The organism is Oribacterium sp. HCP28S3_H8, assembly GCF_052064775.1.
In the GTDB taxonomy this organism is placed as follows: domain Bacteria; phylum Bacillota; class Clostridia; order Lachnospirales; family Lachnospiraceae; genus Oribacterium.
Genome location: NZ_JBQHUZ010000001.1, coordinates 431,852 through 454,805 on the forward strand (window position 1 = coordinate 431,852; position 22,954 = coordinate 454,805).

At 45.6% G+C, this 22,954-nt stretch carries 23 protein-coding genes, 1 tRNA gene and 1 pseudogene; 7 read left to right on the top strand and 18 right to left on the bottom strand.

All coding sequences use genetic code 11. The features are described 5' to 3' along the window. Positions 1-34 precede the first annotated feature (34 nt). A complete protein-coding gene (locus tag ACTNEN_RS01960; RefSeq protein WP_441204376.1) occupies positions 35-760 on the top strand; it encodes an ABC transporter permease in 726 nt (241 codons plus the stop codon). Positions 761-819: 59 nt separating this feature from the next. Beyond that, complete coding sequence (locus ACTNEN_RS01965) at positions 820-1,479, top strand: ABC transporter ATP-binding protein (RefSeq protein WP_441204377.1); 660 nt, start codon at positions 820-822, stop codon at positions 1,477-1,479. A gap of 115 nt (positions 1,480-1,594) precedes the next feature. Here ACTNEN_RS01965 and ACTNEN_RS01970 read toward each other — a convergent pair whose 3' ends face one another. From ACTNEN_RS01970 to ACTNEN_RS01980, 3 genes are all read right to left on the bottom strand, one after another. Then, positions 1,595-2,665 (bottom strand): M24 family metallopeptidase, encoded by a 1,071-nt coding sequence (locus tag ACTNEN_RS01970; RefSeq protein WP_441204378.1) that lies wholly within the window; start codon positions 2,663-2,665, stop codon positions 1,595-1,597. A 113-nt stretch (positions 2,666-2,778) separates the two neighbouring features. Then, a complete protein-coding gene (locus ACTNEN_RS01975; protein WP_441204379.1) occupies positions 2,779-3,354 on the bottom strand; it encodes a hemerythrin domain-containing protein in 576 nt (191 codons plus the stop codon). A 510-nt stretch (positions 3,355-3,864) separates the two neighbouring features. After that, a complete protein-coding gene (locus tag ACTNEN_RS01980) occupies positions 3,865-5,052 on the bottom strand; it encodes a flavodoxin domain-containing protein (protein WP_441204380.1) in 1,188 nt (395 codons plus the stop codon). Positions 5,053-5,163: 111 nt separating this feature from the next. On the opposite strand from ACTNEN_RS01980, the gene ACTNEN_RS01985 reads away from it, so the two are divergent. Continuing rightward, on the top strand, positions 5,164-5,817 hold the full coding sequence (locus tag ACTNEN_RS01985; RefSeq protein WP_441204381.1) for a Crp/Fnr family transcriptional regulator: 654 nt from the start codon (positions 5,164-5,166) through the stop codon (positions 5,815-5,817). 10 nt (positions 5,818-5,827) lie between these two features. Here the strand turns inward: ACTNEN_RS01985 and ACTNEN_RS01990 are convergent, their stop codons facing one another. Beyond that, entirely contained in the window at positions 5,828-6,286 is a 459-nt protein-coding gene (locus ACTNEN_RS01990) for a hypothetical protein (RefSeq protein ID WP_441204382.1), read from the bottom strand. Between the two features lie 330 nt (positions 6,287-6,616). Between ACTNEN_RS01990 and ACTNEN_RS01995 the strand changes: the two genes are divergently transcribed. Further along, positions 6,617-7,339 (top strand): precorrin-2 C(20)-methyltransferase, encoded by a 723-nt coding sequence (locus ACTNEN_RS01995; protein ID WP_441204383.1) that lies wholly within the window; start codon positions 6,617-6,619, stop codon positions 7,337-7,339. Positions 7,340-7,503: 164 nt separating this feature from the next. Further along, a complete protein-coding gene (locus ACTNEN_RS02000; RefSeq protein WP_441204384.1) occupies positions 7,504-8,262 on the top strand; it encodes a hypothetical protein in 759 nt (252 codons plus the stop codon). 78 nt (positions 8,263-8,340) lie between these two features. Here the strand turns inward: ACTNEN_RS02000 and ACTNEN_RS02005 are convergent, their stop codons facing one another. The 10 genes from ACTNEN_RS02005 to ACTNEN_RS02050 all read right to left on the bottom strand — a co-directional run bounded on the left by ACTNEN_RS02005 (position 8,341) and on the right by ACTNEN_RS02050 (position 18,071). Continuing rightward, a complete protein-coding gene (locus ACTNEN_RS02005; protein WP_441204385.1) occupies positions 8,341-9,663 on the bottom strand; it encodes an L-cysteine desulfidase family protein in 1,323 nt (440 codons plus the stop codon). 54 nt (positions 9,664-9,717) lie between these two features. Next, on the bottom strand, positions 9,718-10,335 hold the full coding sequence (locus ACTNEN_RS02010) for a dihydroxyacetone kinase subunit L (RefSeq protein WP_441204386.1): 618 nt from the start codon (positions 10,333-10,335) through the stop codon (positions 9,718-9,720). A gap of 78 nt (positions 10,336-10,413) precedes the next feature. Next, positions 10,414-11,421 (bottom strand): dihydroxyacetone kinase subunit DhaK, encoded by a 1,008-nt coding sequence (locus ACTNEN_RS02015; protein WP_441204387.1) that lies wholly within the window; start codon positions 11,419-11,421, stop codon positions 10,414-10,416. A gap of 44 nt (positions 11,422-11,465) precedes the next feature. Then, a complete protein-coding gene (locus ACTNEN_RS02020) occupies positions 11,466-12,200 on the bottom strand; it encodes an ABC transporter ATP-binding protein (protein ID WP_441204388.1) in 735 nt (244 codons plus the stop codon). After that, entirely contained in the window at positions 12,200-12,985 is a 786-nt protein-coding gene (locus tag ACTNEN_RS02025; RefSeq protein ID WP_441204389.1) for an ABC transporter ATP-binding protein, read from the bottom strand. Before ACTNEN_RS02025 ends, ACTNEN_RS02020 begins: the two co-directional genes overlap by 1 nt. After that, positions 12,982-14,022, bottom strand: a complete 1,041-nt coding sequence (locus ACTNEN_RS02030; protein WP_441204390.1) for a branched-chain amino acid ABC transporter permease — start codon at positions 14,020-14,022, stop codon at positions 12,982-12,984. Before ACTNEN_RS02030 ends, ACTNEN_RS02025 begins: the two co-directional genes overlap by 4 nt. Then, positions 14,022-14,897, bottom strand: a complete 876-nt coding sequence (locus ACTNEN_RS02035) for a branched-chain amino acid ABC transporter permease (protein WP_441204391.1) — start codon at positions 14,895-14,897, stop codon at positions 14,022-14,024. Before ACTNEN_RS02035 ends, ACTNEN_RS02030 begins: the two co-directional genes overlap by 1 nt. A gap of 130 nt (positions 14,898-15,027) precedes the next feature. Further along, on the bottom strand, positions 15,028-16,281 hold the full coding sequence (locus ACTNEN_RS02040; protein ID WP_441204392.1) for an ABC transporter substrate-binding protein: 1,254 nt from the start codon (positions 16,279-16,281) through the stop codon (positions 15,028-15,030). A 71-nt stretch (positions 16,282-16,352) separates the two neighbouring features. Beyond that, entirely contained in the window at positions 16,353-17,375 is a 1,023-nt protein-coding gene (locus ACTNEN_RS02045) for a uroporphyrinogen decarboxylase family protein (protein ID WP_441204393.1), read from the bottom strand. Positions 17,376-17,393: 18 nt separating this feature from the next. Then, positions 17,394-18,071 carry a GntR family transcriptional regulator gene (locus ACTNEN_RS02050; protein ID WP_441204394.1) on the bottom strand — a complete coding sequence of 226 codons (678 nt, stop codon included), beginning with the start codon at positions 18,069-18,071 and terminating at the stop codon, positions 17,394-17,396. A 181-nt stretch (positions 18,072-18,252) separates the two neighbouring features. Here ACTNEN_RS02050 and ACTNEN_RS02055 point away from each other — a divergent pair. Next, positions 18,253-18,327, top strand: a tRNA-Pro gene (locus tag ACTNEN_RS02055). A 426-nt stretch (positions 18,328-18,753) separates the two neighbouring features. On the opposite strand, the gene ACTNEN_RS02060 is transcribed toward ACTNEN_RS02055, so the two are convergent. Genes ACTNEN_RS02060 through ACTNEN_RS02070 form a run of 3 tightly spaced genes read right to left on the bottom strand, consistent with a single transcriptional unit; the run spans position 18,754 to position 21,898 of the window. Next, positions 18,754-19,131 carry a DUF1667 domain-containing protein gene (locus tag ACTNEN_RS02060; protein WP_441204395.1) on the bottom strand — a complete coding sequence of 126 codons (378 nt, stop codon included), beginning with the start codon at positions 19,129-19,131 and terminating at the stop codon, positions 18,754-18,756. After that, complete coding sequence (locus tag ACTNEN_RS02065; RefSeq protein WP_441204396.1) at positions 19,128-20,411, bottom strand: NAD(P)/FAD-dependent oxidoreductase; 1,284 nt, start codon at positions 20,409-20,411, stop codon at positions 19,128-19,130. Before ACTNEN_RS02065 ends, ACTNEN_RS02060 begins: the two co-directional genes overlap by 4 nt. Continuing rightward, entirely contained in the window at positions 20,411-21,898 is a 1,488-nt protein-coding gene (locus ACTNEN_RS02070; RefSeq protein WP_441204397.1) for an NAD(P)/FAD-dependent oxidoreductase, read from the bottom strand. The genes ACTNEN_RS02065 and ACTNEN_RS02070 overlap by 1 nt, the downstream gene beginning before the upstream one ends. A gap of 185 nt (positions 21,899-22,083) precedes the next feature. On the opposite strand from ACTNEN_RS02070, the gene ACTNEN_RS02075 reads away from it, so the two are divergent. After that, a complete protein-coding gene (locus tag ACTNEN_RS02075) occupies positions 22,084-22,545 on the top strand; it encodes a FadR/GntR family transcriptional regulator (RefSeq protein ID WP_441204398.1) in 462 nt (153 codons plus the stop codon). 213 nt (positions 22,546-22,758) lie between these two features. Here the strand turns inward: ACTNEN_RS02075 and ACTNEN_RS02080 are convergent. After that, a pseudogene (locus ACTNEN_RS02080) lies at positions 22,759-22,954 on the bottom strand (IS30 family transposase); the annotation flags it as partial.

A 22,954-nucleotide genomic window follows, 5' to 3' on the forward strand; every position in this document is an offset into this window, starting at 1 on the left:
TTATAAAGGAGCATGTATTTTAAGCATTAATCATATGAAAAAAAAGATCCTTATCATCTTCCTCTGGATACTGATCTGGCAGATACTCACTCTGCTCATCCATAACAGCATCCTTATGGCAGGTCCCATTGACACAGTAAAAGCGCTTCTGAACATGGCTCCCATGCCTCTGTTCCGCGCATCTATTGCCTTCTCCACTCTGCGGATCTTCGGCGGATTTGCCGCGGGCTCCTGCATTGGCATGCTGCTCGGATGGGGTGCCTACCGTCTGCCGCTCCTGGAGCAGTTTCTGAAGCCTTTTATTTCCGCCTTAAAGGCGGTACCGGTTGCGAGCTTTGTCATTATGCTCCTGATCTGGGCAGGCAACCGAATGCTCTCCTTTTATATTAGTCTCCTTGTCGTACTGCCAATCATCTATCTCATGACCTTAAGCGGTCTCCGTGCAACTGACCCGCAGCTTCTGGAGCTTGCGAATGTTTTCCGCATGGGGACTCTCGCGCGGATCCGTTTTATTTACCTGCCATCGGTTTTTGCAAATCTTTACGGTGCGTTTCAATCCGCCATCGGTATGGCATGGAAAAGCGGTATCGCTGCGGAAGTCATCGGACAGCCTCTCGGCTCTATGGGAAACGGACTCTATACTGCCAAAATATATCTTGACACCGGCGAGCTCTTTGCCTGGACCATCGCAATCGTACTGCTCTCGTTTTTTATGGAAAAATTGCTTCTTATGGGATTCCGCCGGCTGATCCGGCGATGAAGATCATGTTGAAATTATTGTTGGCGCATAGCCATAAGTTTAAAAGGAACTAAAAATCCATGAAGCTTACTGTAAATCAAATCTCAAAATCATATCCCGGGCATCCTGTGCTACGCAATCTGACCTTTACACTGGACTCTGAAGCCACAGATCCTGCCAGGCAGAACCTGCTCCTGACCGGACCGTCCGGTGTTGGTAAAACTACGCTGCTTCGCATGCTCGCGGGACTGGAAGCACCCGACAGCGGAAGCATTCTCTATTTCCGTAAAAGCACGCTGACTACGAATGCGGAAAATCCCGCTGTACCCTTCCAGCCCAGGATTTCCATGGTATTTCAGGAGGACCGTTTATTTCAGGGTTTTACGGCACGTGAAAATATTGCGGCAGTATCGCCCATGCTTTCCAGGAAAGCTACAGATACTCTGCTGTCTGAAATTCTGCCGCAGGACGCCTTACATAAACCGGTACGTGAGCTCTCCGGCGGTATGAAGCGTCGCGTCGCAATCGTCCGCGCCATCGCCGCAACATCCGATCTGCTTATCATGGATGAGCCCTTTACCGGTCTTGATGCCGATACCCGAGAGCATGTCATTTCCTTTATCTTCCGGCACAAAGAGCACCGCCCGCTGATCCTCTCAAGCCATGAAACTGCCGGCCTCCCTGCGATGAAAGTACTGGAGATTAAGAACCTGACCACTACTACAGCAGTATGTCCGTGAAATATGCCTCAGCAACATATCGGCTGACGGCAATTCGGTCTATGTAACGTTTGTAATCAAAACATACCCGAATATTTGCTCTTTTTCTCAGAAATTATCCTTAGATAGCAAAAACTCATCCGACGGTCCGCCAGTGCTTGTCCACGTGATTCAACACCTCGCAGCCATCCTCGGTCACAAGCACAAGATCCTCGACTCTTACGCCAAAATCCCCTGCAAGATATACCCCCGGCTCGATGGAAAAAATCATCCCCGGTGCAGCAACAATATCACTCACCGCACTGACATCTCCCATCTCATGATCCCGCTGACCGATAAAATGTCCCAGCCGATGGTTAAACTCCTTGGTATAACCGCCTGCAGCAATATGCTCCCGCGCCACACGATCAATCTCCGACAACTTAACGCCCGGACGGATTGCCTGCTCCGCAAGCTCATTCGCCTCACGCACAAGATCATAAATCCGCACCTTTTCCTGCTCCGGTTCACCCGCAAAAAACGTCCTTGTCATATCCGAGCAGTACCGATGATAAACGCAGCCCATATCAATGAGTACACACTGCCCGCGCTCAAGCACTGTATTGTCCGGTGAATGATGGGGATCCGCTGCATTCGCCCCAAAGGACACGATCGTGCTAAAGCTAGGCTCGCTTGCGCCATAATGGAGATAACGCGCATCTATATAGGAAGCAAGCTCCTTTTCCGTCATGCCGACCCGCACATAGGCTGCCGCCTCCTTCATAACCGTATCATTGATCCGGGATGCTTCCTTCATGATCCGCTGTTCCTCGGCATCCTTCACCGCACGGCAGTCATCCACGCAGTCAGACGCAAGCACCACATCCAGGTGATGAAACCGCTTCATGAGCGGCACAAGATAGCGCGCTGTCCACTCCTTATCTACGCCCAGGCTATGCTCCTCATTCACCTCCCGGGCAAGCGCGCCCACGCAGTCATCCGTGTCGCTGTACCAGATCGCGCGGAATGGAGGCTCCGGCACATGAAACAGCCGGTTCAGAAACAGCACATGGTCACCACTCTCCTTAAGCAGCAGACCGTACATCCTCTCCCCCGGATGATTGTCAATCCCGGTCAGATACCAGATACTGTCCGGATCCGTCACAAACAACTGTGAAAGCCCATTCTGTTTCATGTGATTTAATACGCGTGTGATTCTTGATGTCATATGCAAGTCCTTCTTTCTATGCCCATGATTCCTGATGCGAATGCTTCTGCCGCTGTGTTCTCATCCCAATCTCCGGTCTCAAAACCTTCCGTTGAAAATCTTTCTTCAAGAAGTCAAAGATACAAATTCTCCTCATACTTCGGAAAAAGCACCTCGTCTTCCTTCATAATATGCTCTGAAATGTCATTTAACAAGCTCTGAATGCGTTCCAAAAATGTGCGGATGTTTGTGACGTCCACATTTGCATCCGTATCCGCAGCATTCTCCGCATTTTCCTTCGGGAGAGAAAGGGTAAGAAGTGACATCTCCTCCGTAAGCCTCCTGATGATCCTCTCCTGATCCCGATGCTCGTTCTGAAGCTCATTCAGCAAGGTTCTGAGTTCAGCCGTGGGATGCTCGTAAATCCACATCAGCGGAAATACAACCTGCTCCTCCTTATCAAAATGATCCATCAAATGTTCCTTTAAATCAAGAAACGTCCGGTTTAAGCTCCGAAGCTCCTTAAGCTCCAGCTCCCTGCCAAGAGCCGTAATTTCCTCCATCTGGTCACGCTCGGTAAGATGATGCGTATTTTCTATATTGTCCAGCATGTCCTGCACCGACAGCTTCCGGAACTTCTCCAGTCCCTCCATCGGATCCTGCACATTACCTGATTTAAGGTCCTCCCAGCGTAACGTCTGTCTGATCATGACTTTCTCCCTTTCATTGTTCTGTCGTATTTTTCCATAAAATAATTACGCATAAAACAGCTTAATGACTATGCATCTTCAATCTATCACCTTTTGGCGTACAGGTGAACAATTCTGCCATTTTAAGAGCAAAAAAATAGAGGCTGTGCATCATGCAAATACATCTGCCTCAAAAAATACATTATTTTACTTACTGCATAACCAGTTTTACGCAATGTAATAGGCCCCGACATTTGTTTCTTGCTTGCAAATGCCGGGACCTTAGTGAATGTTTGGACTTCTCACTTGCTCATCCCTCCTTTATTTGATTTTTGTCTTTTGGTTTTTAGTATTCAGATCTCAACTACGTGAAGCACTCGCCATTTCATCTACCATCTGAATCCTTATCACGAACATCTCTGATTGGTGAAGCACTCGCCACCTTTCCTCTGATGTTTTTCCCTCTTCAACTGTCTTTATTGTATCAGATAAAAAACATATTGTAAAGTATTTATTTTATGGAAAATATTTTTACTTCAGCAACTCTGCGACAAGCTCCGGGATCTGCGCAAAATCTGCTTCTTCCGGGTTCCACTGTGAACGCACATTCTGCTCAATGACATCAAATCCGGCATCTGCAAGCTTCTCCTTCAGAACCTTAACCGACTCTCCGCTCCAGCCATAGCAGCCAAATGCCGCTGCCTTTTTATTTTTAAACTTCAGCTGCTTTAAAAACTCCAGCCATCCGGCAACACTTGAGAGGACACTGTTGCTCACCGTCGGTGATCCTACTGCAATCGCCCTGGACTTAAAGACCTCCGTCATTACCTCGTTTTTATCGCTCTTTGCGATATTAAATACCTTGACTACCGTATCCGGACTCTGCTTATGAATCTCATCCGCAATTCTGTGGGCAATTTTAGCGGTGCCCTCCCACATCGTATCATAGGCAATTGTCACCTGGTCTTCCTGGTATGCGTCTGCCCAGGCAGCATATTTTTCCACGATCTGCAGAGGATTTTCACGCCAGATCGCACCATGTGCCGGAGCAATCATTTCAATCGGCAGATTCAGACCCGCAATCTCTTCCAGCTTTTTCTTAAGGATCGGCGCAAACGGATTTAAAATGTTGGCAAAATACTTCATTGCCTCTTTGTTCAGCACGCACGGATTTGCCTTGTCGTTAAAAAGCTCTTCTACGGCATAGTGCTGACCAAATGCATCCATGGAAAACAGGATATTGTCTCCTGTCATAAAGGTTGCCATGGAATCCGGCCAATGCAGCATACGCATCTCCAGAAATACGAGCTTCTTGCCATTACCGATCTCTATGGAATCTCCTGATTTCACCACATGGAAATTCCAGCCGCGCTTGCCATACTGACCCTCGATGCTCTTTACCGCATTTGCCGTGCAATAAATCGGAGTGCCGGGAATCTCCTCCATTAAAGCCGTGAGCGACCCCGAATGGTCACATTCGCCATGATTTGCAACAATAAAATCTATTTTCTTTAAGTCAATTTCACTTTTTAAATTTTCAACAAAGTCAAAGCGGTGCGGTGTCCAGACCGTATCCATCAGCACCGTCTTCTCTTCCTCAATCAGATAGGCGTTCTGACTGGAACCGTTTAAAATCGAGTAATCATCCCCATGGAAGCGATCCAGCTCCCAGTCCATATATCCGATCCAGCTAACATTTCCCTTGACATGCTTCCTCATATTGATACCTCCAAAGATTGCTTGCGTATTGTAATAAAACTATAGTAAAATACGCGCTGGAAGTATGTGGTAATTACCACGTATACGAAATAATACAAAGGAGAACCTGATGTGAATGCAGCATGGTTGTCAGACACAGAATTATTTAAAGGATTTACACCATCAGAAATACAAGCTGCCCTGCAAAGTCTTTGTGCTCGCTCTGTAGCCTACCAGAAGGGCGCGGTCATCCTCTCTGCGGGAAGCACGACTGACAAAATGGGGCTGGTCCTGTCCGGAAGCGTCACAATCGAGAGTAATGATGTCTGGGGCAACCGTACCATCCTAAGTCATGTCGATCCCGGACATTTTTTTGCTGAAACCTATGCCCTGTTGAGCACAGAGCCTTTGCTGGTGGGCGCCGTTGCCAATGAGGATGCGGAAATTCTGTTTCTCTACCTTGGAGGCATTACAGAAACAGCCGGTCTCGCAAATACCTGGACGTCCAAGCTTTTAAACAATCTGCTCATAGTTTCCGCACACAAAAATATGATGCTCTCCAGCCGCAGCATCCACACTTCGCCTAAAACAATCCGCCGGAAGGTGCTGGCATACCTTAACTCCGTTGCACTAAAGACAAATGCCCGGCAGTTCGACATTCCCTTTGACCGTCAGCAGCTGGCGGATTATCTGAATGCAGACCGAACGGCTCTATCCAAGGAGCTTGGAAAAATGAAGGCAGACGGACTCATTTCATTTGATAAAAACCATTTTGTAATCAACTAAGGTAGTCATCTTACTTGTCGTCGATGTCCAGCTCGTGATCGATTCTTTTTTCGATCTTTTCACGGAATTGTCCAAACAGCATCTTCCGTGTCTTGCCTTTGATCATGAGATATTCAAGTACAAACAGGACCGCGATGCTGAGAACCATAAGGAGGTTTTCCAGCGCGCTGGACTCCCGTACGATCATATGTCTCGAAATCAGGAAAATCAGCACCTCCGTGACATTTTCTACTGATGGCTTTGCCAGCATCTTTAAGAACTCCGTACCAACGATGACGCTTAGAATCGCTGACAGCATTTCCGAAAAGGCTTCCGCGTCCTCCCGATGCAGAAATAGCTCATGAAATTTGGGCAGCAGCCCGATCATAGCAAATATAATTGCCACGGATACCGCAATTGCCATGAGAATCTCCACCAATTCTCCAAACTCCGTCACAATCTTCCGCGCTCTCTCGATAAAGTTTTCCATATATCAACCTCTCCTCTGATGGCTTTAATGCTGACCGGTAGTTCCAGGTATTCTCTATTCCGCTTCATACCACCTGATGTTTTCTGTTTCAGTTTGATTCTGCCTGCGCAAACCCATTGATTAGATTTTAGCATACTGCACTTTTAACGGAAACAGAATTATTGTAAAATCAACCGGTAGATTCACATCACAGTATATTCACATAGATATTTACAGCAATACATGTAAGAGATATATTGCGATGTTAATGATAGAAAGAGAGGTTTGCGGCGGTTTATCCCGGCCTGAAGGAAGCAATAGAATTTCACAGGGCTCTCCGCTGAAAATTTTATGACAGGAACATTATATGGCATCGGCGTCGGTCCCGGAAATCCGGATCTCATCACAATGGAGGCACGTAAGGTGATTTCTCGTTGTAATCTCATCCTGGTCCCGGGGAAATCTCCGGCAGAAAGCCGCGCATATCACATTCTCCATGAGGCATTGCAGCAGGAGGATCTTGCCGGTAAACGCGTGCTTTGCTGCGACTTTCCCATGACACGGGGCCCGCACACAAGAGCTCTTGCGGTGAGGGAAAGCTATGAAAGGATTCGCGGATTCCTCCTTGATGGTACATCGGTTGCATGCCTTACGATCGGTGATCCCTTGATTTACTCTACCTTTGCGTACCTGCAGGAAGCCGCCGCACATGACCAGCTCCCGGTAAAAATCGTAAATGGCATCCCTTCGTTCCTTGCGTCTGCAGCATGCTTTAATCTGCCGCTTTGTCTCGGAGAGGAGGAGCTTCATATATTAAATGGGGATTCTGACTTTGCGGAAAGTCTGCGTCTGTCCGGGACCAAGGTTTTTATGAAGCTGGGCAGGCGGCTGCCGGAATTTGTCTCCGCACTTAAGACATATAAAGGCACGCATTCCTTATGCGTCTACGCTGTAAAAGACTGCGGCTTACCGACGGAGGAAAGCTTCGCAGGTCTACATGCGCTCGAGGCTCTCTGTGAGGACCATGGACATCCCTATATGATGACGATCATCGTAAAGGACGTTTTAAGCTAAGAAGCAATGTAAGAGCTTCGATCGTGTACTTTTCTGTCTTTCCCTCCTGTTACGATGTATTTGTTTCGATATTTATTCGCCGATATTTGTTTCAACGAAAATTCGATGGCAAGTATCGTCCGAAACATAGTCCGAAACAAAACTTCATTTCAGGAGGTCTTCAAATGTACCAAGCCAGAATCATTTTATTTTTCCATCGCAGACGTCATAGCCGAAACGCCAGTCATTTTAACGCCGGTCTCTTCTTTTTGGTTTTAACTCTCTTCCTAGCATCATTGCTAGTCTCCATAAGTTCCGTCACACCAGCACACGCTGCCGGATGGTATCTCGACGAAACAATGCCGGGTCCCGACGGTCAGCCCGGCGCCTGGTATTACTATCTCACAGACACCGCAACTGGAAATCTCTCTGACCGGAAAACCGGCTGGTTCACAGATCCGATCGACGGCTACACCTACTATCTTGACCCAAAAGATGGTCGCATGCTTTCCGGCAGAGAAACCATCGACGGAACGCATCATCTCTTTGAGCCGACCCGCAATCGAGGAAATTATTTCCCGCTTGGCCTCGGCTTCTTTTATTACAAGGCAAACGGTCTCCGTCCCTATGGCGCTCTTTTACCTAAGGCCGTCCATGCAAATACAGCCTTCCGTGCTTCATCATTCTTATCTAAAGAAATCCCGTCCCGGAAATCTACTCCTTCAGGGATCGATAAAGTAATCCCATCCGGAAAAGCCACACCTTCCGGGATCGATAAAACGATTCCACCAGAAAAATCCACGCCTTCGATGATCGATCCCGCACCCGATTCCAAGCTATATGATAAAGAACCGGATTTCATTATAGAAGAGCCCTACATCTTATCCCACACCGATGGAACGGATCCCACGGAGCTCTGCATTGTATGCCGCAAAATAAAATAGTATTTTCCTGTATGTAACGAAATAAGCGGATATTTCCGATTCCTGGAAATATCCGCTTATAAGCAAGTTGCGCACTGCCTATATACAGGTGTTGACGTCTACCGCATCGGTCATGACATTCAAAATCTCCTTATCCGTAGATTTCATGCCAACCTTACCAATGTAGCCGACATTTTTGATGGTTTCCTCGACATCCTCCTCAACAAGACCCTCTCCCGCCTGGAAGCCCTTGTCGTTCATGCTCATATAATGAGCAAGAATCGCTGCATGCACCGAAGCCGCAATCTTAGCAGCACAGCTCGGCTTAGCGCCATCACATACAATACCACCGACATTGGCCAGGGTGTTGGTAATAGTTCTCCCAATATGCGCATAATCTCCGCCACTCATATAGGTAATCGCTGCGCCCGCACCGCAGGAAGCACTGACAGCACCGCAAAATGCAGAGAGCGCGCCGATGTAGTGCTTAATGTAAACAGAAACCAGATTGGAAATGATCAGTGCCCGATAGCGTACATTGGCTGAAACATGCAGTTTTTCCGCAAAAACCAGTACCGGCATGGTAACCGTAATCCCCTGGTTTCCGGAGCCTGAATTGATCACAACCGGCATGGAGCAGCCAGACATACGGGCATCACTTCCTGCAGCAGCCGCAGCACACGCAAGCTCCTTGACATCATCTCCCCACACCTCGAGAATTGTTTTGCCAATGCCTGCGCCCCAGGCATGATCCAGTCCCTCCTGCGAAATCGCAGCGTTCATCCGGATCTCACGGTCCAGAACATCCTGCACATCGGTAAGCTCCACCTGGTCTGCATACTGCAGGAGGCCCTTGAGGCTCATCCTGCTTCTGTCGCCACTTGTTACTGACCCGGCGGTGCTGTCCTGCGTCTGACCATCCTTAATCAGGATCTTATCATCCCTTTTAACAAAGGAAATGTTTGTATGGGTGTTCTGGATAATGACCTCTGCGCTATGATGCTGACCGCGGATCAGCGCTTCAATATAGAGGTTGGGAACATTCTCCACATACTCATAGTTGCAGAAGCCAGACTGCACCAGCTCTCTTGTTTTTTCCCGGTCTGCGTCTGTGACATTTTCGATAACCTCAAGCGTAAGATCGGGATTGCCGCCCACAACGCCAAGCGTTGCTGCAACCTCAATGCCCTTCTGTCCGCCTGCATTCGGAACTTTGACGCCTTTTACATTTTTTATCATATTGCCGGAACAGCGAATCGTAAGATGCTCCGGCTCCTCATCCAGCACTTTTCTGGCAATCGCCGCGCAATATGCAATGGCGATCGGTTCCGTGCATCCCATTGCCGGAATCATTTCACTGCATAGAATGTCTGTATAATTCTGCATTTCCTCTTGACTAAGTCTCTGCTCACGATCACCCATATCTAAACCTCCTGCAGCAAACGGTGATAGTTTGTATGTTGCTGATCACTATCGTTATAGAGAAGAAGCAATTCCCTCAAAAATCAGCTTGCCGACAATGGCTCCTCCATCTATAAGCCCAATGCTCTTTTCTCCATAATACGCTGCACGTCCATGAACTGCCTGCATGTCCTTGGTGCTTTCTGCACCCCTAGCCGCCGCAGCTGCTGCATTGTCAAACGCTTCTTTGTCAGATACATCTCCGGAATCTTTTAAAGCCTCTACTGCCGGGCATAGAGCATCAAGAATCGTCTTTTCACCAGGCTTGCTGCCAGCTTTATCCATAATGCCGGACAGTCCCTTACTGCAAGCCTCGGCAAATTCCCGGACATCTGCTTCTGTCTTGCCTCGCAGAGCCTTTGCAATCCCCATCATGCCAATAGAAAGTATCGTTCCAAGCGAAGATGGTGCCGCTTCATTAAAACTTCGGCTGGATTTCTGAAACAATTTTCCAAGATCTGTTTCTTCTGTCTGATTTAAATACTCAGCCACTGCACGGAAACCATCCGACATGGATATGCCCAGATCTCCATCTCCGTTCCGCTGGTCCAGCCTAATCAAATATTCCATATTTTGTGCCATACTGGAAGCAACCGCATTCACTGCTGTTTTAACAGATGCCGCATTAATCATAGGATATTCCTCTTTTCTTTCATATCAGTCAGCATATTTTTACGATGATAAAACATCATTCAATTTCTGTACCTTGCATCATTTATTTTCGTTAGTATAAAATGGCGTAGACGCCGGATAGCGTAAAAGTTCTTTTAATTCTTCATCCAGCTTAAACGCAGTAATGCTGAGTCCTGCCATTTCCATAGACGTTGCATATTCACCAATATGCGGCATATATACCCGGATACCTTTCCGATCAAGGATCTTTTTGACAGCTCCAAATACAATCATCTGTTCCTCCAACGGAGTTGCCCCCAGGCCATTGATCATAATAGATATTTCATCATCCTGCTGTAAAGGCATATCATCCAGAATTTTATCTATGGAAAGCTGCGCGATCTCATCCGCAGTCATCATTTTCTTTACTTCAATGCCTTTTTCACCATGGATACCCATACCGACTTCAATTTCATCGTCCTTAATTTCAAACGTTGGCTTTCCAACTTCCGGAACAATACAAGGAGATAGTGCAAATCCGATCGTACGGATATTGTCAAGTGCTTTTTTAGTTACCCGACATACCTCCTCAAGATTTTTCATCTGATCAGCAGCAGCTCCGGCAATCTTATAAGCATAAACAATGCCCGCTACGCCACGTCTCTGGCTGGCTTTATCCTTGGGAGCCGATGCGATATCATCTGTACCAAGGAGAATCTCGGTTTTAATATCATCAAAATCAGCATCCTCGCAGGCCATCTTAAAATTCATCAGATCTCCACCATAATTTCCAAAAAGACAGAGAACTCCACTGCCGGAATCACAGGCACGGATCAGATCTGCCATCTTGGACGATGCGGGACTTGCAAACACATTACCTATAGCGCATCCATCCAGCATTCCTTTACCGACATATCCGCAAAAAAGAGGCAAATGTCCGGAACCACCACCGGTCACAATACCCACCTTTCCCGGTTTCCTGGGATAATTGGAAACCAGCATACGAAAGTCATCGTTCACAAGCTTTACTCTGTCTCCATAAGCAGCAATAATTCCTTCTACTTCGTCCTGTACATAGTTTTTAGGATCATTAATAATTTTTTTCATTTTGTACGTCTCCTTCCGACATGGTAAGTGAAACCTGATTACTGTTACTGTCCAAGATAAGTCTTTTTTACATCATCATTAGTTAATAACTCCTGCCCGGTACCTGTCATGCGAATATGACCAGTTTCCAGTACATATCCCCGATCCGCAATAGACAGAGCCATCGAAGCATTTTGCTCAATCAGAAGCACAGTCTTTCCAGTATCCCGGATCTTTAATATCAGTTCAAAAATTCCCTCTACGATTTTAGGTGCCAGACCCATAGATGGTTCATCCAGCATAATAAGATCCGGTTTCATCATGAGTCCGCGGCCAATCGCCAGCATTTGCTGTTCACCACCTGACAAGCTGCCTCCCGCCTGCCTGTACCGTTCCTTCAACCTCGGAAACAGCTGATAGACATATTCCATCTGCTCTTTCACGTCCTGCTTGCTCATCTTAGGATTTCCAAGTGAACCCGCAATCAGATTTTCATATACGCTAAGCTGTGGAAAAATTTTACGGCCTTCCGGCACATGCGCAATTCCAAGCTTCACAAGCTTATCCGGAGGCATACTGGTAATGTCCTGACTCTTATATATAATCGTTCCTGCTGCTTTTTTTACAAGACCGGACACCGCCATCAACGTTGTGGTCTTACCTGCGCCATTGGAGCCGATCAGAGTCACGATCTCATCCTGTTTCACCTCAATGCTTTCATCCACCAATGCACGCACATAACCATAATTTACAGAAAGATGGTCAATTTTCAGGATACTTTTTTTATTTTGCATTTCCATCAGTCAAGCTTCCCCCTCGTAATGGTCCCCTTTCCGAAATAAGCTTCCTGTACATCCTTATTGCTGTTTACCTCTGCAGGTGATCCCTCACAAATTTTATGTCCGAAGTTCAGAACCAGAATGCGGTTGCAGGAGTTCATAATAAATTTCATATCATGTTCAATAACTGCAATCGTATACCCATGAGCATTTAAATCCTTGATAAAAATACGCAGCGCTTCCGTTTCATTAGGATTCATACCCGCTGCAGGTTCATCCAGCAATAAGATCTTAGGTTTAAGCGCAATCGCCCTCGCAATTTCCACCTTCCTCTGGATGCCATACGGCAGATTGCCTGCCATGATATCCCGATACTGTGTGAGCTTCACTTCCTCGAGCACTTCATCGATCTGTTCACGGATGAACTGTTCATCCTTCTTATACTTAGACGAATGAAGTATTGCGTCAAAAATCCCACTTTGTGTCCGGGTATGAAACCCAATCTTTATGTTTTCTGCGACTGTCATGTATTTAAACAGCTGTATATTCTGAAATGTCCGTGCCATCCCATGTCTGGCAATCTGCTCCGGCTGAAGATGAGATATCTTTTCCCCATCCAGGTAAATCTCCCCCTTTGTCGGAGGATAGATGCCTGTGCAGGTATTAAAAAATGTCGTTTTGCCAGCACCGTTGGGTCCGATAATTCCAAAGATATCTCCCTGGTTAATCTGCATATTGACATTATCAACAGCTTTAAGTCCCCCAAAGTATTTGCATACTCCCCTGGCCTCCAGTAATACACTCATGTCGCCGCCTCCGTTTCTGTTTTCTGATCGTCGGCTGAAGCTTGTGAAATCTTTCTCACAATATCATGCCCGGACAGAATCGAATTACTTGCTCCAACCAGACCTTGCGGACGGAACCAAAGCATTACAATAATCACAATGCCAAATGCCACGAGACGCCATTGTCCAATCGGGCGCAGCACCTCGGTTAAAAAATTGACAATAATAGATCCGACAATCGGACCTCCAAGCGTTCCCTGCCCACCAATAATAACCATGGATAAAACATTCCATCCTTCATCCAGTGTAAAATACGTTGAATCAAGAAACTTTACATATGGTGCATAGGCTGCACCGGCAATTCCCGCCCAAAACGCACCATACATAAAATTCATCGCCTTGTATCTTGAAGTTTCTACGCCCAGAGATCTGGCCGCAATTTCTCCCTCACGGATCGACATCCATGCTCGTCCGACCCTGGATTTAAGCACACGACTGGTTGTAAAGAGAAACAGGATTGCAAGTGCAAGAAAAACATAATAATATACCTTGGAGTTTTTAAGGCTTATGCCAAAAAATACCGGGCTGGGAATGCCTTTGATACCCATTGCTCCTCCGGTGACATCTGTCCAGTTTAATGCAATAAGACGCATGATTTCGGAAAATCCCAGCGTGACGATGGAGAGATAGATACCGGACATCCTAAGTGTAGGAGTTGCCACCAGTAAACCTACAATTGCCGTCAAAATACCAGCAAGTGGCAAGATGATCCAGAAACTCAGTTCAAAACGTGTAGCAAGAATTGCTTCTGTATAAGCTCCCACACAGAAAAAACCAGCAATGCCTATACAGGTCTGACCGGAATATCCATTGATCGCATTCAGTCCGCCAGCCAATGTTGTATACATAAGGATGCGGCACATAACCCCCATGATATAGTTCTTTGGAAAAATTACAGGCATCAAAAGTATAAACACTGACGCCACAATCCATATCAGCAATTTGTATTTTTTATAAAAAGCTTTGCTGGTATCTTTAATGGTCGATAAGGTAAGCATTATACTCTGTTTCCTTTCTTGGATTTAAATCCCTGCGGTCGGATAATAAGCACCAGAATTAAAAATCCAAAAGCAAAGATATCCCGGAACGATGCACTGGAAATCATGATTCCTATGTTTTCAATAATTCCCAGACATAATCCTCCAAGTGCTGAGAACGGAACATCCGTCAGGCCCCCAAGTACAGATGACGAGAATGCCTTCATTCCATAAGACCCTCCCATCGTTGCCTGTGCCATCTGGTAATAAATTCCCAGAAGTGTACCGCCTACACCACCAAGTCCGCAGCCTATGCAGTTACCGATCATAGCCATCTTGTCCACATTAATACCCATCATATATGCTGCTGTCTTATCCTGACTTACTGCACGGAGTGTAATACCCCACCTTGTCTTATTGAATACAAGGCTAAGCAATACGGCCAGCACAACTACAACAACCATAATGATAATCTGCATCTTCTGAATCTGAATTACGCCGATATGATATACCGTATTGTCAACAACATTGAGCATCGGTTTCTGATTCGGTCCGAAAATAATCTGTGCAAGATTTTTAACAAGCATACTGAAACCGATCGTACATAACAGTGAAATATGTCTCGGAGCATTCATAAAGTGCTTGTAACACGTGTAATAAATAAAAATTCCAAGTATCCATGCCGAAATAAAGCTGGTGATAATCCCCAGAACCAGATTATTACCAAAATAGCTGAAGGTGTACAGCGCAGTAAAGGCGCCGATCATAATAACCTCTCCATAGGTAAAGGTTACCATACCGACCACACCTACAATGACAGAATATCCAATTGCCAGCAAAGCATAAATCAGGCCCTGACATAGACCATTCACCAATTGATTTAAAACATAAGCCATTATATTTTCTCCATTTCAGTGCAAAAAAGTGAAAGAAGATATAATTTAACAGGTGGCATAAGAAAAATCCAATGCCACCTTCCTGACCGTAAAGCGACTATGTGACCTTATTGTACATGTTCACACGTAGTTATTCTTTTGCGTAATCAAAACCTTCTTTTACAACATATTGACCATTTTCCACACCGCAGATCATATATTGTCTGTTAATATCTCCATTATCCGTAAATTTGATTGGTCCGGTAATTCCAGTATAATCAATCTTAGCAAGTTCATCCCTGATCGCCTGTCTTGTAATCTTACCATCACCTATGTTTTCGATGGACTTTGCAATCAGATATACACAGTCATAAGCACAAGCCGGATGAATGGTCGGCTCAAACCCTGACTTTGAAGCAAATTCATCTTTCCATGCCGTTAAGGTCGCATCCTTTGGATCAAAGAAGAACGGGGAGGTGATTAAAAGACCCTCACCATTTTTACCGGTCTGATCAATAAGCTGTTCGGAAGTTCCGGGTCCAAGAGCAGCCAGTGGAACATCCCAGCCTGCACTACGTATCTGATTAATGACCTGTGCTACAGCTCCCTGATCCATGATAATTACATGATCAGGATTGGCAGCCTGCAGCTTGGTAATCATCGAGGAGAAATCCTTCTCATCCTGCACATAATTTACTGCTGCTACAATATTAAGTCCGATTTCCTTGGCTGTGGATTCAAAGTTCTGATAAGCCGAGGTTCCCCAGTCTGAGTTGATATAAATGACTCCAACATTTTTGGCTCCAGCATATTTCTGGAGCAGGTATTTTGCAGCAAATGGAGCCTCCGCGCTCTGCAGTCCCATAATACTGAAACAATAATCACTCATGGGTGCGTACTGAGGATTGGATGCAGTTGGTGAAAGGAGCGTGATTTCCGCTTCATCTACAATACTGGCATCTGCCATACAGCAGCCGGATGTAAAGTCACCCAGAATTGCCATGATGTCCTGATCATCTGCAAATTGTCTTGCCAGGTCAGAGGACTCCTTCTGGTCTCCCTTGGAATCCTTGATCTCCAATTCAAGTTTATATCCATTGGCACCACCCTTGGCATTGATTTCATCTACTGCCATATTCATGCCAACTTCAAATCCTTTGCCATACTCAGCATTTGTACCAGTAAGTGGGGCTAACACCCCGAGTTTGATGGTACCTTTATCTGCTGCTCCAGATCCTCCTGAAACCGCAGATCCTTCCGTCGAGGATGTATTCGCTGATTCCTCAGCTTTTGCAGTCTCTGTAGTAGATCCCGTTGTATTACCACCTCCGGAGCTGCCGCACGCTGCCAGAGAAACAATCATCATACCAGTCATCAAAAGAGCTGTTATTTGTCCTTTCTTCATATTATTTTTTCTCCTCAAAATGTCCTGTTTGCCTCTAAACATTTTATTCTGATAACCCACACTCGTATGAGTTAAATAACCACTTTTTTCGAGGGTCTGTCGCAGATTTCTCTCACCCACTTAAGCTTCTCATAGTCTATCGAACGAGGCAGTGTACAATCCGCACCAACAATTACCCCAACTCTGCCAACTTCATTCAAAAGTTTCTCGGTGAAGTTCTGAATTTCCACTTTGTTCCCTCTAAACAATATACTCTCCTCAGTATTTAAAAATCCTCCGATCACACATTTGCCACCAAAGAACTGTTTTCCTTCCTTAAGAGAAAGATCTTCCGTATTACATGCCCAGTTAAATGCCGTAGCCGGATAATCCTGATAAACTGTCAGATAATTGGTGTTTCCGCGCCAGCCGCAGATATGAATAATATTATATTCAGATAAAGTATTGGCAATCTCCAGAATTTTTTTATCGGACGGAGTCACATAAAGTCGATACAATACGTCCGGAATATAACGATGCATATCCTGTGCTGAAAAATAAATGCCATCTGCTCCACCCGGTGCAAGCACTGCATAAATCAATGGTCTTAAATTATCTGCAATGCGATCCAGCGTTTCGGCAACAGCTTCCGGATTGGTACGGATAAACTCTAGTACAATGTCATGAGACTCCGGCTCCGTAACCTTTGCTGCCCGGCGAACGGCTGCTTCAAGATGCCATAACGGAGAAAAAATATTATAAAACATTGCAATATCTTCTCCGTAAATATCCCGGTTCTCTTTCAGCAGTTTAAGCTGTCCCTGGAACCACGGATCTGTAAACGGCACAGGCTCAAACTGCTTAAGAGTCTCCGCAGAACTGAGGTCCAGCTCAATTGGCAAATCAAAGTATCCATCTGTCATAACCTTAACAAAATCCGGGTCCCATGCATCGTGAAATGCTCTCGCGCCGGTTACATTCTGGTCATAATACTCCGGATGCTCCACTGCATTGACATGCTCATCCGGCAGATAATGATGCCAGAACCCAACCGGCACTCTGGATGTTGGGATATTTTTCAGTGCCTTAAATACCAGTTCCTTTTTGCTCTCCATGCTTTCCTCCTCGCTTCTTTAAATTTCTTGTTGATATAATGCTGAAATCTGCGTCTTCACAGAGCAGATATCGTTCATGAGTATCGTACAGGCTTTATCCAGATCCTTCTCTTCAATCGCCTCGATCAGTTTTTCATGCCACGCGCCTCTAATGGCTGCGTCCCGACCCCAGTCTGTAATAAAATATTGTGCTATATATGTGGCGCTTTGCCGGATTAGCTTCTCAAGTATATTTAATGCAAATCCATTACCGCTCAAAGAGTATAGATACGAATGAAACTCGTAATTGATTTTCCAGCTATTGGCTGCAAAATCACAGTCATCTCTCTCCCGTTTTTCCAAAATTTCGTGACACTTGGATGCGATGTGTTTCAACTCCAGAATATTATCTGGTGTAATCTTTTCAAAGGATCGGCGGAATCCGCAAATCTCTATGTCACATCTCAATTGGATCAGGTTCATAACATTCTGAAAACTCACTGGTACAATCTGATAACCAACTCTTGGAATGCTTCGTAATATTCCGTCATTGCAAAGTGCCAGAAGCGCTTCTCTCACCGGCGATTTGCTGACATGATAGATTTCTGTTAATGCTCTTTCTGTAATAATATCCTTGGAAGTAATTTTACCGTTTGTAACCTGATCATAAATCTCATTGTATATTTTTTCTTTCACATTAATCTCAGAAACCTTCATCCAACCTCCCATAGAATATTATTAATATTCTTGTGATATTCTATAAGTATTCTAACTCGTTTTGAATTTAATATCAATATTTTTTTATTTTTATATTATAAAAGTTTTTTCCACTATGAGATTACTGCAAATTGTGTTCTTGACTTGCAATGCCTCTATGGTGTAAAGTATATGATGTCTACGGGGTATGGCTCAGTTTGGCTAGAGCGCTCGGCTGGGGGCCGAGAGGTCGCAAGTTCGAATCTTGTTACCCCGATGTATGGAAAGTCCTTGAGGAATCATCCTCAAGGGCTTTTTTAGCGTAAATACGTGGGTTTTGAAGGGCTTGTTTGAGCTTAATGGCTCATGTATTTATCTAAATTAATAGTAAAAAAAAATAATTCAGGCATGATAATCTGATCCCGGATAAGCTCCGGCTGAACCGTGGAATGATACTCTTTGTCCTTCTTGATGTTTCTTTTCCAATTAGATTATTTGTATTTTCACCAGTATTTTCCTGCACAGTTGTGTGATTATTGACATTTACATAATTCATTAACTGTGCTAAGTTCCTTAATGAAAGAAGCGGTTGTGCCTCGGAGAAGGTATCCTCATGAATTAACGAAGGATATCGATCTCTTGCCGGCGCTTCTTTTATTTTAGCTAATTCTATGGCATGCAAATGAAGTTCCAAATCTATCCATCACCTCTTCTTCACTGTTTTTGTTGCAATTACATCGCTTCCTAATCCAAGCACATCATGGATTATCATCTGTCCTTCGCTCACAGGTGCAAGAAGACATATCTTACGGATTTCCTGCATCACGTCATGGATACGAGCCTTGGGGATCGCAGGGGTTACACGAACACTGACGAGTGGCATGTCGCCGTCTTTAACAAGACAGGAGCTTGCTATCGTCCGCTTCGGATCCACAAGCTCTTGAACTACGTATTCCTTACCTCGCGGACACAGATTTCCGGTTACCTCATTCACCTCCACGTGTCCATCCTGAAACGTCGTATATTCTGCCGAGAGATCGCATCCATTCGGACAGACAATGCATGTAAGTTCACGCTTCATAAAACATTCACCTCCAAATCCTGCGTTGTGTCTAGTTTCTCTTGGGAGATGTCTACCTGAAGCATTTCTGCCGGTAATGCTTTTCTGAGCTTTTTCTGAAAGACGATCTTATCCCCCTGGGTAACTGTAAGTGTAACCCCGCGAAGAGGCTTACGTACTCTGAGCGACAGTCGGAAATCCCGACTTCCACTGATTCTCTGTGGCAACACGTGTCCAACGTTAGCACCGGAATTCACATTAAGAACACAGTCAGGGAGATTTCCCTTATCCACGTATTCCGCCACTGCACAGGCGAGTTTTTCTGCCTCAAGAGACACAAAATCCACAAGGTCATGAACATGCAGGACGTTTCCGGCAGCAAAGATTCCAGGAACAGTAGTCTGATAAAATTCGTCCACAACTGCACCTTTGGTCCGAGGATCCAGTTCTACTCCAGCATCAATGGAGAGTTCATTCTCGGGGATAAGTCCCACCGAAAGAATCAGGGTATCACAAGGAATCTCCTTTTCCGTTCCCGCGATAGGTGTCATATGATCATCCACCTGAGATATCGTTACCGACTCTAGTCGGTCCGTACCCTTAATATCAGTCACCGTATGTGAAAGACTTAAGGGGATGCCATAATCATTCAGGCACTGCTCGATGTTTCGTGGGAGTCCAGATGGATAAGGCATCACCTCAAATACACCGATAACATGTGCACCCTCAAGTGTTAACCGACGTGCCATGATCATACCGATATCTCCGGAGCCCAGGATCACCACTTCTCGCCCCACCATCCGGTTCTGCAGATTAATATAAGCCTGTGCAACGCCTGCCGTAAGAATACCTGCCGGACGAGTTCCTGGGATTGCCAGTGCTCCTCTGGTTCTTTCGCGACAACCCATGGTAAGGATAACTGCCTTGGCGCGGATGTCCACTATAGCGCCCTCATGCGCTCCAATTACCCGGTGCATCGGAATACCACCGGCATCCTCCGCATCTGTAATTTCCACCACGGTAGTGTCACAAATATAGGAAATATCCCGCTTCTCTGCGTCGCGGATAAAACGGCTAGCATACTCTGGTCCTGAGAGAGTTTCTCCAAACCTGGTTAGTCCAAACCCATCATGTATACATTGCTTAAGGATTCCACCGAGCCGGTCCTCACGTTCTAAAATCACCAGATTTCTCATTCCCAGATCATACAGCTTTACCGCTGCTGCTAGTCCTGCGGGACCTCCGCCCACGATAACCGCATCGACAGTTTTAAGCGTCTCTACCTCTGTAATTCTGCCCATTACTGCGTCTCCTTCCGTACCTCACCAGTAAACAGCCAACCTCCAGAGCGCTGATAACGAAGCTCCTCAGGCTCAAGTTTAAGTTCTTCCTCAATCAAGTGCGTAATCCGCGTTTGGCAATATCCGCCCTGGCATCTGCCCATCATAGCCCTAGTTCGGTTTTTAATTCCCGTAAGGGTGTGTACACCCAGAGGATTATATATCGCTGCGAGGATTTCTGCCTTTGAAACATTCTCACAGCGACAGATCAGTTGACCATAAGCCGGGTTCTCCTGGACTGCAGCTTTTCTTTCCTCAAGTGTCATTTCCGCAAATCTTCGGATTGGATGCCGAATCGGATCAAAATCAGGATTTTCCTTTACTGCATTACCTTCAGCTTTCTCTCCCTCCAGCACAGCACGCACTGCTCTTCTCGCAAGGGGCAGCGCACAGGTTACTCCGGGCGACTCTATTCCCACTAAGTTTACAGTATGCGGATGTTCTGCCTTTGCTTCCAGAATGAAATCCAACACTTCTCCCGTCTCCGGATCACAGTTTTTCCAGCGGATCCCGGCAAAATTACGAATAAAATATTCCCGTTTCATCTCCGTGAACATCCGCCTGCCGTCCGTAAAGAGCATCGCAAGCCGATCTCCTCTGTTAGCATAATCCTCTCTTTCATCTGTAAGATACGAGTCTGGACCCACCAGAATATTGCCATCAATAGTAGGCGTCGCATGAGTGGAAAACCCACCCTTGTCATTAGGTGCAGGGTAAACCGGCGTTTTAAGATATGCTCCGGCACGCTTGTCAAGAACATAATATTCTCCCTTAAAGCCCTGCTGGTAATACTTCGGGTACCCGAGCATTGCTGAGATCCATGGAGAAAATGCGCCGGCACAATTCACCACCCATCTCGCATCGATATCCCCCTGTGAGGTATGAATCTGGTAATGATCCCCTGCATACGTCCGATCAATCCCTATCACCTGCGTGTCGAACCGGAACTCCACGCCATTATGGCACGCATTTTCCGCAAGCGCGATGGTATATTGAATCGGGTCCAGAATACCTGAGGAAGGTACATACATTGCAAACTCACCGCCAGCATTCGGTTCGATACGTTGCATCTCCTCACGGTTTATCATGCGAATGCCTTTGACTCCATTTTTCTCGCCGTTAGCCTTGAATTTCAAGATATTCTCACGATCGTGGTCAGTAAAACCCACCACTAGTTTGCCAGTTCGCTTAAAGGGTATGCCAAGCTCCCGGGATACCTGATCAAATTCCTGATTACCCTCAACAGCGCACTCTGCCCTGAGACTCCCAGGTTTATATGTAAAACCTGCATGGAGCATCCCTGTATTACGACTAGAATTGCCAGTTGCCACATCCAGTTCCTTTTCCAGAACCACTACTCGAAGCCGATATCGACTTAACTCTCTTGCAACTGCGCATCCCACCACTCCGGCGCCGACAACAGCCACGTCATATCCAGACTGATTCATATTTTCACCTCCGAAATGCTCAACTTTATTTTCTTTATAACAAGATAAAAGTGTATAATACAAGGAGAAGGTAACCATTTGAACCAGTTCTCACAGAAATTGCATACTTTTAGACAAATCTGTTCAACGGGAGTGTTGGCAGGATAGCCGATGCATCTAGGGCGAAAAAAGGAGTAGCAGCAAACATGGCAAATATACACTATAAATCTCTGCCGGAAAAAACCGCAGATCTGCTTTCCGATTACTTATACCAGCAAAATTTTCGAAGTGGAGAAAAACTGCCTGGTGAAATTGTACTGGCAAAACAGTTTGATGTAAGCCGCAATACCATACGTAGCGCCATTAAAATCCTAAAGGAAAACGGAACGCTCGAGGTACAACGAGGTTCCGGTACTTTTATGGCAGCTAGAAAAAACCTGAGCTCTGATCCGCTCGGGTTAACGCTCATATCTGACAAGCAAAAGTTGGGAAAAGATTTGATTGATGTACGTCTTATGGTTGAACCAAAACTGGCTGCTTTGGCGGCAGAGTATGCAACACCATTTGACATAAAAAATCTGGAAGAAATATGTAAGGTAAATAGCAACCCGAGAGTCCCGTTTGTACTCCAAGAATCCCATTTTGTAAATGAGATTCCTGTTTTGTAAGCGAGATTCCCCTTTTGTAAACGAAAATCCCGTTTTGTAAGCGAGATTCCCGAGTTTTCATGTGTACCTTGACATGATATAATGCGTTCAGCAGAAAAAAGTGTATAAGAAACCAGAGATCAATTCCCTCTCGAAATTTTTGTATTCGGAGAATCCATCCCTGTGTGGATAGTTTGAAGTTGGTTCCTCTGGCGGCTTAAACAAGTTTTTCTGTTACTTTTTGAGAAGCTTCGGCTTTAATACGATGTTCTCGGCGGCAACCGGTGAACATCCGAGTTTCTTAAGCAGTTCTTCTCCATAATAAAAGCTGAACGCGTCGTATGGGCTACGGTTGTTCAGCTTTTTTCTTTTGTACGAGTTGATATGGTTCATCATCAGAAAGATATCTTCCTGTGTAAGATCATCAAAA

Bases quoted from the DNA above. Each gene is read 5' to 3' on its own strand.
- ACTNEN_RS01960 (WP_441204376.1), top strand. From the start codon at position 35: ATGAAAAAAAAGATCCTTATCATCTTCCTCTGGATACTGATCTGGCAG.
- ACTNEN_RS01965 (WP_441204377.1), top strand. From the start codon at position 820: ATGAAGCTTACTGTAAATCAAATCTCAAAATCATATCCCGGGCATCCT.
- ACTNEN_RS01970 (WP_441204378.1), bottom strand. From the start codon at position 2,665: ATGACATCAAGAATCACACGCGTATTAAATCACATGAAACAGAATGGG.
- ACTNEN_RS01975 (WP_441204379.1), bottom strand. From the start codon at position 3,354: ATGATCAGACAGACGTTACGCTGGGAGGACCTTAAATCAGGTAATGTG.
- ACTNEN_RS01980 (WP_441204380.1), bottom strand. From the start codon at position 5,052: ATGAGGAAGCATGTCAAGGGAAATGTTAGCTGGATCGGATATATGGAC.
- ACTNEN_RS01990 (WP_441204382.1), bottom strand. From the start codon at position 6,286: ATGGAAAACTTTATCGAGAGAGCGCGGAAGATTGTGACGGAGTTTGGA.
- ACTNEN_RS01995 (WP_441204383.1), top strand. From the start codon at position 6,617: ATGACAGGAACATTATATGGCATCGGCGTCGGTCCCGGAAATCCGGAT.
- ACTNEN_RS02000 (WP_441204384.1), top strand. From the start codon at position 7,504: ATGTACCAAGCCAGAATCATTTTATTTTTCCATCGCAGACGTCATAGC.
- ACTNEN_RS02005 (WP_441204385.1), bottom strand. From the start codon at position 9,663: ATGGGTGATCGTGAGCAGAGACTTAGTCAAGAGGAAATGCAGAATTAT.
- ACTNEN_RS02010 (WP_441204386.1), bottom strand. From the start codon at position 10,335: ATGATTAATGCGGCATCTGTTAAAACAGCAGTGAATGCGGTTGCTTCC.
- ACTNEN_RS02015 (WP_441204387.1), bottom strand. From the start codon at position 11,421: ATGAAAAAAATTATTAATGATCCTAAAAACTATGTACAGGACGAAGTA.
- ACTNEN_RS02020 (WP_441204388.1), bottom strand. From the start codon at position 12,200: ATGGAAATGCAAAATAAAAAAAGTATCCTGAAAATTGACCATCTTTCT.
- ACTNEN_RS02025 (WP_441204389.1), bottom strand. From the start codon at position 12,985: ATGAGTGTATTACTGGAGGCCAGGGGAGTATGCAAATACTTTGGGGGA.
- ACTNEN_RS02030 (WP_441204390.1), bottom strand. From the start codon at position 14,022: ATGCTTACCTTATCGACCATTAAAGATACCAGCAAAGCTTTTTATAAA.
- ACTNEN_RS02035 (WP_441204391.1), bottom strand. From the start codon at position 14,897: ATGGCTTATGTTTTAAATCAATTGGTGAATGGTCTATGTCAGGGCCTG.
- ACTNEN_RS02040 (WP_441204392.1), bottom strand. From the start codon at position 16,281: ATGAAGAAAGGACAAATAACAGCTCTTTTGATGACTGGTATGATGATT.
- ACTNEN_RS02045 (WP_441204393.1), bottom strand. From the start codon at position 17,375: ATGGAGAGCAAAAAGGAACTGGTATTTAAGGCACTGAAAAATATCCCA.
- ACTNEN_RS02050 (WP_441204394.1), bottom strand. From the start codon at position 18,071: ATGAAGGTTTCTGAGATTAATGTGAAAGAAAAAATATACAATGAGATT.
- ACTNEN_RS02060 (WP_441204395.1), bottom strand. From the start codon at position 19,131: ATGAAGCGTGAACTTACATGCATTGTCTGTCCGAATGGATGCGATCTC.
- ACTNEN_RS02065 (WP_441204396.1), bottom strand. From the start codon at position 20,411: ATGGGCAGAATTACAGAGGTAGAGACGCTTAAAACTGTCGATGCGGTT.
- ACTNEN_RS02070 (WP_441204397.1), bottom strand. From the start codon at position 21,898: ATGAATCAGTCTGGATATGACGTGGCTGTTGTCGGCGCCGGAGTGGTG.
- ACTNEN_RS02075 (WP_441204398.1), top strand. From the start codon at position 22,084: ATGGCAAATATACACTATAAATCTCTGCCGGAAAAAACCGCAGATCTG.